This is a genomic window from Thermopirellula anaerolimosa (assembly GCF_054657335.1).
Genome location: NZ_BAAHYX010000004.1, coordinates 690,910 through 703,811, shown reverse-complemented (window position 1 = coordinate 703,811; position 12,902 = coordinate 690,910). Strand labels below are relative to the sequence as shown.

7 protein-coding genes are annotated in these 12,902 nt (G+C 61.0%); 1 reads left to right on the top strand and 6 read right to left on the bottom strand.

Annotated elements, in window-relative coordinates:
* Positions 1 to 143: 143 nt before the first annotated feature.
* The 6 genes from ACYQ6J_RS03305 to ACYQ6J_RS03280 all read right to left on the bottom strand — a co-directional run bounded on the left by ACYQ6J_RS03305 (position 144) and on the right by ACYQ6J_RS03280 (position 9,069).
* Entirely contained in the window at positions 144 to 1,388 is a 1,245-nt protein-coding gene (locus tag ACYQ6J_RS03305; RefSeq protein ID WP_460182774.1) for a DUF6666 family protein, read from the bottom strand.
* A gap of 211 nt (positions 1,389 to 1,599) precedes the next feature.
* Positions 1,600 to 2,742 (bottom strand): trans-sulfuration enzyme family protein, encoded by a 1,143-nt coding sequence (locus ACYQ6J_RS03300; RefSeq protein WP_460182773.1) that lies wholly within the window; start codon positions 2,740 to 2,742, stop codon positions 1,600 to 1,602.
* Between the two features lie 124 nt (positions 2,743 to 2,866).
* Positions 2,867 to 4,078 carry a trans-sulfuration enzyme family protein gene (locus tag ACYQ6J_RS03295; protein ID WP_460182772.1) on the bottom strand — a complete coding sequence of 404 codons (1,212 nt, stop codon included), beginning with the start codon at positions 4,076 to 4,078 and terminating at the stop codon, positions 2,867 to 2,869.
* A gap of 402 nt (positions 4,079 to 4,480) precedes the next feature.
* Positions 4,481 to 6,745, bottom strand: a complete 2,265-nt coding sequence (gene feoB, locus ACYQ6J_RS03290) for a ferrous iron transport protein B (protein ID WP_460182771.1) — start codon at positions 6,743 to 6,745, stop codon at positions 4,481 to 4,483.
* A 90-nt stretch (positions 6,746 to 6,835) separates the two neighbouring features.
* Complete coding sequence (locus ACYQ6J_RS03285) at positions 6,836 to 7,822, bottom strand: metal-dependent transcriptional regulator (RefSeq protein ID WP_460182770.1); 987 nt, start codon at positions 7,820 to 7,822, stop codon at positions 6,836 to 6,838.
* 314 nt (positions 7,823 to 8,136) lie between these two features.
* Positions 8,137 to 9,069 carry an SMP-30/gluconolactonase/LRE family protein gene (locus ACYQ6J_RS03280; RefSeq protein ID WP_460182769.1) on the bottom strand — a complete coding sequence of 311 codons (933 nt, stop codon included), beginning with the start codon at positions 9,067 to 9,069 and terminating at the stop codon, positions 8,137 to 8,139.
* A 324-nt stretch (positions 9,070 to 9,393) separates the two neighbouring features.
* On the opposite strand from ACYQ6J_RS03280, the gene ACYQ6J_RS03275 reads away from it, so the two are divergent.
* On the top strand, positions 9,394 to 12,885 hold the full coding sequence (locus tag ACYQ6J_RS03275) for an MFS transporter (protein ID WP_460182768.1): 3,492 nt from the start codon (positions 9,394 to 9,396) through the stop codon (positions 12,883 to 12,885).
* Positions 12,886 to 12,902: the final 17 nt, after the last annotated feature.

Here is a 12,902-nt window from a genome sequence, read left to right as displayed (position 1 = left end):
CGGAAAACAGCGACCGAGGGCCATCGAAGTCGTGCCGGAGGCACAAGAACATGCACTTTGGCGGCACGAAAGAAGGCCCCACTCCGGCAAGGAGAGGGGCCTTCTTTATTCCGCGATGTCTAGTTGGATTGCAACTCCTCGTTCTAACGTGTGCGTCCGCGGAGCATGACGCTGGTGTTGTCGCCGACGCCCAAGACCGGTCGGTAGGGGTCGGACAGTGCGCATTGCACGGGACGACGCGGGTACCAGACCAGTCCGATATTAAGGCTCCAGCTTTCGTCGATTTGACCGTCGAGACCGCTTCCCGTCTTAGGAGCGAGATAGGCGAAATTGGTTTCGAGGGCCCAACTGCGTCCCAATGGCACAACGGCATCTGCACCGACGAGCGCATCTCCGTAGCCCGACCAACCCGCCCAAATGCGGCCTTCGCCGCCTTCTTCAAATTGTCGTCGGTAGAAGAATGCGTAGCGATCCAGCACGGAGAGGTCGAGCACGGTGCGAGCGGCTTGAATGCCGCCTTGCGACACGGTGACTTCGCTATCCTTCAAGCCGTACATCCCCATGTAGCCGATTTCACGGCAGTCGTCCAAGACGAACGAGATTTCGTGTCGTAGTTGCAAAAGGTCGGCGTCCTCGTAGAAGTCCTCGTGAAGCCAGTCCACCGCGACCGCCCATTGCCATCGCCCGCAGTCCGGGCGGCGGAAGATTCCGGCGGTGAGGAAGAACTGATTGCGGTCCTGATCCGTGATGGCGGTGGAATCGAAAAGGGTCAATGCCTGGTTGCCGGCGAAATCGCTGTGCGTCACCTGGGCGCCGACTTGATAGCCGATTCCCCACGGTCCGCCGAGCGGGGCGCCGAAGTTCAAACCCTCGTGAAAGCCGAAATTGCCGTTACCACCCAAGTCCATGGGCCCCTTGAATCCGTGGACGCCCGCATGAATGCTCAGACCGTCGATCCAGGCGCCTTGAAACAGGAAATAACCGGGATACCAACAACCGGGACCGCGATAGCCCGCCGGACCGCTCCACGCGGGAGCCATTTCTTCGTACTGCACGGCCGATTCGTCGTCAGGGATCGGGCCTTCCAGCAACTCGCCGGGCGGGATCGTTTCGACTGATCCGGATTCCTGAGACACGCGGAGGTATCGAGCGCCGGTAGAGACGGGGCGGTCGGAAATAACCTTCGCGCCCGGCGGAATGGAATCACTCGGTGCCGACGTCGCGTAATTCCCGACGCTCTCGTGCGACGTATTGGAGCGGAGGACTCGTCCGGCCCAGCGACTCTGTGTTCGGGCGATATAGTCCGTCTCTTGGCCCACTCCAAGGCCAGCCCACGCGATCAGAAGGGCGAAACCTGTTGCCAGACGGATGTGCAAGGGTCGGATCATGATTCGATCTCTCTCGGTATACGGGAGTCCATCGTCTTTTCGGCCATCCGGAAGGGCATGTCGTGCCGCGATGTGCCGGAAAAGAGATCGTCACCGGGAGAGTCGAAACTTTCGGAAAAGTTTAGCCAAGCGGCAAAGTCGCTCCGATTTGTTCCATATGTGATGATATGAGCAGGCTGGAAAAGATGAGCCGATTTTAACGCTGGCTTCCTTATGCGGCGGATAGAGCTTGATCTAGGTCTTCGATCAGATCTTCGGGGTGTTCCAATCCCACCGACAGACGTATCAATCCGTCGCTGATCCCGTTAGCGCGGCGGACTTCCGGGTCGTAGCTGGCGTGCGACATGGAGGCCGGCTGTTCGATGAGGGATTCCACCGCCCCCAGACTGACGGCCAGCCGAAACAAGCGAGTCGATTCGACGACACGCTTGGCCTCGTCGTACCCGGCTTTTAGCTCGAAGCTGATCATCGCTCCGAAGCCGCCTGACATTTGTTTTTTCGCAACGTCGTGGCCGGGGTGATCGGCCAAGCCGGGGTACAGAACCCTTCGAACTCGGGGGTGGGCGGCAAGAAAGGCTGCCACGGCCGCGGCTGTTTGGCACTGGGCGCGAACGCGAAGTTCCAAGGTCTTCAGTCCGCGACCGCTCAGATAGGACTCCAGTGGAGCCATGACTCCGCCGGTAGCATTCTGGACGAAATACAAACGCCGCAAGAGGTCTTCGTCGCGGACGACCAAAGCGCCGCCCAACACATCGCTGTGCCCGCCGATGTATTTGGTCACCGAGTGCATGCTGATGTCCGCGCCCAGTTCCAACGGTCGGGTGAGGACGGGCGTGGCGAACGTGTTGTCCACGGCGAGCAAGGCCCCGTGACGATGTGCAATCTCCGCGCAGGCGGCGATGTCCGTAATGGTGAGCAACGGATTGCCGGGCGACTCGATCCAGAGTAGCCTTGTGCTCGGCCGAATGGCCGCACGGACCGCGTCCAAATCCTCCGTAGGAACCAGCGTGACGTCGATCCCGGCGCGGTCGATGATCTTGTGGAACAGGCGAAAACTGCCTCCGTACAGATCTCGTCCGGCGAGGATGTGGTCGCCGCTTCGGAGCAGCATCGTCACGCTATGTACGGCGGTCATACCGGAGGAAAAGGCCAAGGCCCCGCAACCGGATTCCAAGGCCGCCAGGGTGGTTTCGAAGGCCTTGCGGGTCGGATTGCCGCTGCGGGAGTAATCGAAGGTTCCCCATTCACCGGCCCCAGGCTGGACGTACGTGGCGGCCAAATAGATGGGCGGAACCACGGCGCCCAAGGCATCCGGTTCGTTGCCGACGTGAATGGCTTTGGTTCGAAAATGCATGGTTTGCGCTCGAGAAGCTGCGAGTCCGCGAGGTTGCCCGATCGGCTCAACGGTCGCCGAACGCCGCCGCGAACAGGGGTTTACCCTAATGGACGACCTTTCGGAGTCACGGATCCATCGCGTATCAGCGTTCCAGGGCCTGGGCGAAATCGGCGATCAGATCCTCGGTATCCTCCAATCCGCAAGAGACGCGGATCATGTTGTCGAGAATACCTACCGCTCGCCGCTGATCCATCGTGAAATCGTGGTAGCTCATGAAGATCGGTTGCTCGATGAGCGACTCGGCGCCGCCCAGGCTGGGACCGATGTGCGGAATACGAACGGCGTCCACGATCCGCGCCGTGGCGTCGGCATCCGCGTCTCGAACGAGGAACGTGACCAGTCCTCCGAAACCGCGCATCGTCCGCCGGGCGACCTCGTGATCGCGATGGCTGGGGAGTCCGGGATAATAGACCTTTTCCACCCGGGGATGTCGCTCCAGGAACTGGGCCAGGGCCAGCCCGTTTTGGTTGTGCCGCTGCATGCGCAGTTCGAAGGTTTTTAGTCCGCGAAGCAGCAGGTAGGCCGATTGCGAAGTCAGATTGACACCCATCACGCCGCGAAGCTTTCGTACCGGTTCCAGCACCTCGCGCCGACCGATCACGGCGCCGGCCAACAGGTCGTTGTGTCCGCCCAGGTATTTGGTGCAGGAGTGAAGAACGCAATCGACGCCGTATTCCAAGGGACGGATATTGTAGGGGGTGGCCAACGTGGCGTCGATCATCGTCTCCACGCCGTACTTTTTGCCGATCGCGGCGAATCGCTCCAGGTCGACGACGCTCAGGTGCGGATTGGTCGGCGATTCGCTGATTAGCAGTTTGGTGCGGGGATTGATGGCCGCTTCCATCTTCTCGTAATCGCACGCCGGAATTTGGTGCGTGACCACACCGTACTTGCCGAGGACCTTGGTGCAGAATTCGCGACTGCGATGGTAGCACTCGTCGAATAAGACGATTTCGTCGCCGGCTTGCACCTTGCTCATCAAGTAGCATGTGACGGCGGCCATGCCGGTGGCGAAGGCAACAGCCGACTCGCCGCCCTCGATCGCGGCCAGCTTTTGCTCCAAGACGCGCTCGGTGGGATTGCTATAGCGACCGTACTCGTCGCGCGGGAGCCTTTTCCCGACGTATTCCAAAACGGCCGCAGTGTTCTCGAACGTGTACGTGGCCGTGAAGAAGACGGGATCCGTGATCGAATGGCATGGCTTGAAGCGGTCCTCGCCGCCGTGGACGCAGAGGGTGCCCAAGCGAGGGGAGTCGGGAGTGGATTGGGAACGAGGACTCGCGAAGTCGGACATGAGCGTTCACACCTCGATGTTTGCCGGATGAAGGGTATGGATGGTGCACGATCCCGAGAGATACAACCGCGGCAGCCTCTCCGCCGCACCGATCCACCAAAACAAAAGCCGCGACGAACTACCGGGCCGTCGCGGCTTATTCTGGATCGGTGTAGGATCGTTGCTCCGGGAAGCCTCGAGGAGCGACGCCGGCACTTTAGCAGAGCTGGCTGCAAGCGGCCACAAATCCCAGTGTCGTGCATTCTATCATCGCGCAGGGCGCGCGGCAAGCAGACGCCGAAGCGACACCCGCGATGCGACCGCCGCCAAGATCCGAGCCACCGATTGCCGGTCGGTCGGAACCCGCGCCGGGGCCGGGCTTCGCATCGAGGCATGACAAGAGGCGAGGACGGCGAACTCGGCTCACAATCCCGGCAGGAGCGACTTGGCCAACGCACTGACGACAAAGCAGACGGCGAACCCAAGCGCGATCGGCAATAACGTGGACAAGGCGGTCCATTTGACGCTGCCCGTCTCTTTATAAATGGTGTAAATGGTGGTGGAGCAAGGGTTGTGAAGCAGGCTGAACAGCATCAAACAGACGGCGGTCAGCGTGGTCCAGCCGCCTTGCCGCAGGATTTCAGCCGTGGCGGCCATGTCTTGCGGTTCGAACAAGACGCCCGCTTGGGCCCCGACACTCGACATGTTCGTCGTCAAGACGGTCAGCATGAGGACCGTGGGGATGACGATTTCGTTGGCGGGGATGGCGATGATATATGCCAACAAGATCACGCCGTTCATCCCGACGGCGGTACCCAGCGGGTTCAGCGCGCGGATCACGTGCTCGGCCAGGGAGCGATCGGCAATGGTGATGTTGGCGACCAGCCAGATGACGATCCCCGCAGGAAAGGCGAACATGACGGCGCGGCCCAGCACGATCAGCGTGCGGTCGATGAAGGATGTGTATAACGTTTGCAGTAACCGCGGCGGGCGATAAGGGGGAAGCTCCAGGTGAAACGTGGAAACCTCTCCGCGGAGGACGGTTCGGCTCAGCGACCACGAGACGATAAAGGTGAACAGAATGCCCAGCATGGCGACGCCGATGACCCCGAGCGTGGCGACGACACCGGCCAAATAGGCGGGCGCCAACGCTCCCAGGAAGATCGTGGCCAGTAGAATCTGCGTCGGCCAGCGACCGTTGCACAGGGAGAAATTGTTCGTCACGATGGCCAGCAGTCGTTCTCGGGGACTGTCGATGACGCGACACGCGACAACGCCCGCCGCGTTGCAACCGAAGCCCATTGTCATGGTCAATGCCTGTTTGCCGTGAGCGCCGGCCCAACGAAACAGCCGATCGAGGTTGAACGCCACCCGCGGCAAGTAGCCGAAGTCCTCAAGTAACGTGAAGATCGGGAAGAAGATCGCCATAGGCGGCAACATCACGCTGACGACCCAAGCCATGGCGAGATAACCGCCGTCGATAAGCGGCCCCCGAATCCAGTTCGGCAGTCCCACCCACAGGGCCGCATCGCGAAGCAAGGGATGCACCGTGTCCACCAGCAGCGCGGAGAGGAGAGCGGAGGGGTAGTTGGCACCCTGCACCGTGAGCCAGATCACGATCAGGAAAAGCCCAATCATGATGGGGTAGCCGTAAACTCGACTGGTGAGGATTCGGTCGAGACGCCGATCCCAATCTTCGGCGGAGGGTTCGCGGCGGAAGTGGACGGTGTTGCCGGCGATACGGGCGGCCTCGGCGTAGACGGCCTCCACCAAGACCTGATGGAAGTCCATGCCCACCTCCCAGCGGAGTTTGTCCGCCTGTTCCAAGATGGCCTCGAGGCCTTGCCGCAAAGGCTCCGGAATCTCCGGTTCCTCCGCGTCGGAGGCGTGCGGGCCGACAGTCTCTCCCAAGAGCGTCTCGGCGTCTTTCAGTTCGCGGAACTCACCGCGACGGACTGCCTCTTTCACCCGCGGATCGCCGTCCAGTAGGCGTAAACTCACCCAATCGGCGTTCGATAGATGCGGAAAGACCTCTCGCAGTCGTCCGGAAATGACTTGAACCGCTCGTTGCAAGCCTGGCGTTTGCCCGCCGACCCGCCTCGGCTGACATGGGATTTTGCCGGTCGCCACGTCGTGAACGGTCTGGATGAGTTCCGGTATTCCCTTTCCGAATCGGGCCGACGTGGGGACGACCGGGATTCCCAACTCTGCGGCCAGTCGTTCCGTGTCGATGTCCATGCCGCGGCGACGCGCCTCGTCCATCAGGTTCAAACACAAGACCGCCCGATCCGTGATTTCCAGCACTTGAAGGACCAGATTGAGGTTCCGTTCCAGTCGCGAGGCGTCCACGACGATGATCGTGACGTCGGGTTGCCCGAAGAGGAGAAAATCGCGTGCCACCTCTTCATCCAGGCTGGTGGCCATGAGGGAGTAGGTGCCGGGCAGGTCCACCAACTTGAAACGGCGGTCTTGATAGGCGAAGGCCCCTTCGGCACGGGTGACGGTCTTTCCCGGCCAATTGCCGGTGTGTTGGTGGAGTCCGGTCAGGGCATTGAATACGGTGCTCTTGCCGGTGTTGGGGTTGCCGGCCAGGGCCGCCACGTAATCGCAGCCCTCCAAGTCGATTCCCAACCGTGTAATTTGGGGGCGGCGAGATTGTGGACAGGTTCCGCAAGAGGTTTTATTCATGATCCGTTCGGACGCAGCAATCGTATCCTTAAGGTCAAAGTGAATCGAAGCACGTATCTTTTGGAATTTGTGCGGTCGCGTGAATCCCGGCTAATCGTTCTCAGTGGGCGGTTCCACGAATATCATGGCGGCTTGATCCCGCCGCAGGGCGATCAACGTGCCCCGCACTCGAAAGGCCGTGGGATCGCCGCCGGGACTGCGGAACTCGGGCGTTACGCGACTGCCCGGCACGAACCCCAAGTCGAGGAGTCGTCGGCGTTGCAACCCCCGCGCTTGGGGCGAAATGCCGCGCACCACGGCGGATTCGCCCACCTCGAGGGAGGCCAAGGTTCTTCCGTCCAGAATGGCTTGTTGATCCGGTCGTAATTCCGCGCGGCGGACCCAAAGGTTTTGCGCGGCATCACGCGTGATTTGTACGCTTCGGCCTTGCGACTGCAAACGAACCGATTGCTCGCCCACGCGGTCCAAACGGATCGGCATCCCGACGGCCAGGCCGTGCGACAGCAACTCCGCGTACGGCGCATGCGGTTCATCCTCCAAATGGCTGATGATTAGGGTGTCGCCGGGACGCGCCTGTTCGACGCGATCACCGCGAAGCGGCGGGACCGTGCCGCCTGCCGAGGGGATCGGGTCGCCGTGGGGGTCATATTGCGGGAACCCCAAGCTGCGTTCCAATTCCCGCAAATCCTCGTCGTTCGTCAGGTGTTCCAATTCATGGGCGCGGCGATGCCAATCGTCGGGGGGCAACCCCGTCTGATCGGCTAAGTAGCGCTCCCAAAGGCGGTGAACCCGCACGATGCGGATGGCTTCGCGTCGGCCCTCCTCCGTCGCCCGAATGTTGCCTCCCGGATCTCGGGTCAGCAACCCCATTTGCTCCAAACGTGCGACGATTTGTTCGGCCTTTTGACGCGACACGCCGAGCGACTTCGCGAAGTCGCCCGCGCTTGCCGGCAAGCCCTCCGACTGGCGGTCGTGCAAGAGTTTCAGCGCGTCCTCGAAAAGGACTCGCTCGCGGACGCCGGGGCGGAGGGACTCGCTCCAGCGCTTCCACCAAGAGGGAATTGGAATCAATGACACCCGGTTGGTCCTCGAAAATGACGACGGCGTTGTGACGGCTCCCTAGACGACGGCCTCGTCGGTATTCGCACACGTCGTTCGCCGGTCCGATGGAGTCTCTATCTTCCGAATCGTCTCGCATGACACCCCGCGTTACGACCAAGGCCGGGCCGCATCGGCGAGTTGCCGCGAGATAACGATCCTCATAATTTTACCGCTAGGACGATCGACGTTTGGGGCTGACCGACCTATTTGCGGGCTTAGAACGATGTCCGTTCGCCGGACGCTATCCCGCGGCAAACGGGGTGATTTCGCACGAACCAAGCATTCCGGACTTACTTTTCGGCGCAAAGCGGCGGAACTCCCTTGACCCGAGTCGGGATGCCGAGGAACTTGTCGCGCGACGTGACGTACAGCGTGGTGAAGTTCGGACCGCCGAACACGCAATTGGATGCGTAGGGAACGCGGATCGTGCCCAGCGGTGCTCCGTCGGCGGAATAGACCTTGATGCCGGCACCGCCGCACGCAATGTAGAGGTTGCCGGATTCGTCGAGCGTCATCCCGTCGGGACGCGGTCCGCCGAGATCGACCCATTTGGTTTCTTCGGTGAGCACGCCGGGCGCGGCGACGCGGTATTTGTAGATGGTGCCGGTCCCGTTGTCCGCCAGATAAAGCGTCTGATCGTCGGGAGTCAAAAGGATGCCGTTGGGCTTGACGCAGATGGTGGACACCCGGCGGACTCGACCTTCGGCATCGACGTAGTAGACGTCTTCCTTCATGACGGTCTCTTGGCCGCGGTGTCGGTAGTTCGGATCGGTGAAATAGAATCCCCCGGTTCGGTCGATGGTAATATCGTTCGGCTCGTTGAACCGGGTGCCGTCGATTTGAGAGGCTAGGATTTGCTTCTTTTTCGTCGTCACGTCGAAGGCCACGACACGGAATGCGGCCCCTTCGCAGACCAAGAGACGTCCCTTGGCATCGAACATCATGCCGTTGGCGTCCGTGCTGTCGCTGACGAAAAGTTCCACGCCGCGGTCGGGGCGGTACACATGGATGGAGTCCTTCTTGCCGTCCGAAAAGTAGACGTTTCCCTCGGCATCAGCGGCGGGACCTTCGCAGAATCCGTAACCTTCGCCCAGCACTTGGGGTTCCGTACCCGGCGGTACGATGTCGTCCACGGATTTGGGACGGTCGGCTGACAACAAGATCGGCGCGGCGACGAGATGGTAGGCAAGCAGGGTGATGGTGGATAAAACCGTCCGTTTCATGGCGTAATTCCTCTCGTGGTGGTGGTCGGTTCAGACCGGCAATCGCAAGCCTAGGAAGGACATGCTTGCAGTTTATCTTCAGGGGCGCGGTTTTGCAGCTGGTGTCGCGGCGGCGTGTTGAAGGACGGTGGAACAGGTCGGCCGTGCGATTGGGCAGCCCTTGCCCGAAAAAAATGCTACTGATAGGATGCGTAAGGTTTTGAGCCGATTTTTCGGGCTTTCTTTCCGCCCCTTTTCCCTAAGGCCCTGATTCCCTGCCTACGCATGATCGACGCGAAAGACGGTTCGACCCCCACGGGAAATGCATCACCCTCCGAGGACGGGATGTGGTCTCGGAGTTTTGTCGCGCTCCTCGTCACGCAATTCACGGTGGCGCTGAACGACAACATCTTCCGTTGGTTGCTGATTCCGATCGGGAAAGATTTGGTCGCAAGCCAGTTGCAGCAATCGGCCGACGTCGCCCGGGCCGTGGGATCTTTCGTCTTTTTACTGCCGTTCATCCTCTTGGCCGGTTGGGCAGGCTGCGTTTCGGATCGCTTCAGCAAGCGCAGCGTCTTGGTGGGGGCCAAGTTTGCCGAAATCGTGTTGATGGGCATGGGAGTCGTCGCCATTCTCACCGGCAACTTGATCTTTCTGGTGAGCGTGCTTTTCTTGATGGGGGCGCAGAGCGCGTTCTTTAGTCCGGCCAAGTATGGAAGTATTCCCGAGATTGTCGCTCCGCGCTACATTTCCGCCGCCAACGGCATCATCGGCCTGACAACCATGGCGGCGGTCATCATCGGCGGATCCCTCGGCAATTGGCTCTATTCGCTGACTACGTGCGCGGATCAGGCCTTGGCCGCCCAACTGGGTTCCGGGCCGGGACAGTATCGCTGGTGGATTCACGCCGCCGTTTTGTTGGGCGTGGCGACCACGGGCTGGCTGGCGAGCTTGATGGTGGCACCGCTGGCGCCCGCCGATCCGGGCAGACCAATTCCCTGGCAACCGTTCGCCCAGGCCTTTCGCGATCTCCGCGAGATGTTCCGGCATCGCATCCTCTGGTTGGCCGGACTGGGAAGCGCTTACTTTTGGACGCTCGGCTTGATCCTCCAGCTTACCATCGACAAACTGGCCGTCCCCGAATTGGTGGGGCGTGAGGGGCAAGCCTACGTGGGGCCTATGCTGGGTATCCTCACCTTGGGCATCGGACTGGGGAGCCTGCTGGCCGGCGTCTGGTCTCACGGGACGATCGAACGGGGGTTGGTGTCCTTTGGTGCATTGGGCATTTTGCTGACGTCGCTGGCCTTTGCGCTATTGCCGCCGGGGACGGGGCACTGGAATTCGCCTCCCTATTTCCTCGCCTGCTTGCTCCTGTTTCTCCTTGGCTCATTCGCCGGGCTCTACGACATTCCCTTGATCGCGACACTTCAGTACGAAAGCCCCCCGGAGGAAAGAGGTCGGATTCTGGCGGCCTACAACTTCTTGAGCTTCTCCGGCATGTTGTTGGGTTCGGCGGTGTTCGGCCTCCTCGCCTCTTGGCTGGGGCTGTCGTCGCGGCAGATGTTCGTGGCGGCGGGACTTCTGACGGTGCCGGTGTTTCTCACGATCGTCGTATTGACGCCGGTCGATACCCTTCGCGTGCTCTTCCGCTGGGCCTTTAAGTTGCGCTACCGCTGGCGCGTGGTGGGATTGGAGAATATCCCGGCCAAGGGCGGGGCCGTCATCGTGTCGAATCACATCAGTTGGTTGGACGGCATCCTCATCATTCTGGCCATGCCCCGACCGATCCGCATGATCGCGCACGCCAAATACGTCGATACGCCGCTGCTTCGCTATCTGCGACGCAGTTCCGGAGTGATCGCCATCGTCCCGGGCTCGAAGAGCTTGGCCGCCGGATTGCGCGAAGCTAGGCAAACCCTGGAGTCGGGCGGATTGGTCGGCATCTTTCCGGAAGGCGGAATCTCGAGAACGGGGCAAATGCGAGGCTTTCAGCCGGGGTTCCTCAAGATCGCACGCGGCCAAAACGTTCCGATCGTGCCCGTTTACATCGACGGACTGTGGGGAAGTATTTTCAGTTATTCGGGAGGCCGGTTTTTCTTCAAGATTCCGCGACTCCGGGCGAGTCGCGTCACCGTGTATATCGGCAAGCCGCTGCTCGACTGCAACTCGCCACTCGATGCGCAAATCGCCGTTCAAGAGTTGAGCGGGGAGGCGGTACGGCGACAATCACCCCGGCACATCGTCCCGGTGCGACGGTTCCTCCGCGCCGCGCGATCGGCGCCGTGGAAGAAAAAGGTCGCCGACAGTTCGGGCGTGGAGCTGCGCAGTCTCTCGCTACTGACTACGGCCTTGGTCTTGCGGCGAGTCCTACGGCGCGAAGTCTTGTCGCCCGATGAAGCGAACGTCGGCGTGCTCCTGCCGCCCTCGGTGGGCGGCGTCGTTGTGAACGCGGCTTTGGCGCTGGATCGCCGCACCGCCGTCAATTTGAACTACACGCTGTCGTCCGAGTTGCTCAACCACTGCATCCACACGGCGGGCCTAACACATGTGTTGACCAGTCGTCGGGTCCTGGATCGCTTTTCGTTCGATCTCGACGCCGAGATCATCTGCTTGGAGGACGTCCGACCGAAAATTGGCTTGGGGGATAAACTCCTCTCGCTACTGACGGCCCTATTCGTGCCGTCGTTCTTGCTGGAACGCGCATTGCGATTGCACACGATCGATCCCGAGGATGTGCTCACGATCATCTTCACCTCCGGCTCGACGGGCAAGCCTAAAGGCGTGATGCTCACCCACCGGAACGTCGGTTCGAATGTGACGGCCTTCGATCAGATTCTGCATCTCCGCCGGTCCGACGTCCTGTGCGGCATCCTTCCCTTGTTCCACTCGTTCGGATACACCACGACGTTGTGGTCGGCGCTCCAACTCGCACCGAAGGTGATTTACCACTACAGCCCGTTAGAACCGCGTCCCGTGGGGAACCTGTGCCGCAAACACAAGGCGACCATCCTGGTGGCGACGCCGACGTTTCTCCGCTCCTATATCCGGCGATGCGACCGTGAAGATTTCGCGTCGCTGGAGGTCTTGATCACCGGGGCGGAAAAGCTGCCGCCCGAAGTGGCCGACGCCTTCGAGCGAAAATTCGGCATTCGCCCGCTGGAAGGCTACGGGACGACGGAACTGTCGCCCGTGGTTTCGTCCAATATCCCCGAATCCCGCATCGCTTGCGAATGGTTTGCGGCATCCAAGGCCGGCACGGTGGGGCGACCGATTCCGGGCGTGGCCGTCAAGATCCGAGACCTGGAGACGGACGAAGACTTGGGGCTGGGTCAGCCCGGCATGTTGTGGGTCAAAGGCCCCAACGTGATGAAGGGCTATTTGCATGAACCGGAACAAACCGCGAGCGTCATCCGCGACGGATGGTATCGCACCGGCGACTTGGCGCAATTGGACCCGGACGGATTCATCACCATCACGGGACGGTTGAGTCGCTTTTCGAAGATCGGGGGAGAAATGGTGCCCCACCTGGCCGTGGAGGAACGAATTGGAAAGGTCGAACAAAGCGGCGAAGAGGACGCCTTGACGTTCGCCGTCACCGGCGTCCCCGATGAGAAAAAAGGGGAGCGGTTGGTGGTGCTCTTTACTCAGCTTCGCAATTCGCCCGATGCGATCGTGCGGACTTTGAAGGAGACGGATCTCCCGCCGCTGTGGATACCTTCGGCCGATGATTTCTACCGGGTGGAGGCCGTGCCCGTTCTGGGTACGGGGAAGCTGGACCTCAAGGCCCTTAAGGACCTTGCCATCTCTTGTGTCGCCGGGAATAGTCGCAAAGCGTGAAGCGCGACGGAGCAAAG

What these genes read in the sequence shown, in the direction of transcription:
- ACYQ6J_RS03305 (WP_460182774.1), bottom strand. Translation starts at nt 1,388, where the DNA reads ATGATCCGACCCTTGCACATCCGTCTGGCAACAGGTTTCGCCCTTCTG.
- ACYQ6J_RS03300 (WP_460182773.1), bottom strand. Translation starts at nt 2,742, where the DNA reads ATGCATTTTCGAACCAAAGCCATTCACGTCGGCAACGAACCGGATGCC.
- ACYQ6J_RS03295 (WP_460182772.1), bottom strand. Translation starts at nt 4,078, where the DNA reads ATGTCCGACTTCGCGAGTCCTCGTTCCCAATCCACTCCCGACTCCCCT.
- feoB (WP_460182771.1), bottom strand. Translation starts at nt 6,745, where the DNA reads ATGAATAAAACCTCTTGCGGAACCTGTCCACAATCTCGCCGCCCCCAA.
- ACYQ6J_RS03280 (WP_460182769.1), bottom strand. Translation starts at nt 9,069, where the DNA reads ATGAAACGGACGGTTTTATCCACCATCACCCTGCTTGCCTACCATCTC.
- ACYQ6J_RS03275 (WP_460182768.1), top strand. Translation starts at nt 9,394, where the DNA reads ATGTGGTCTCGGAGTTTTGTCGCGCTCCTCGTCACGCAATTCACGGTG.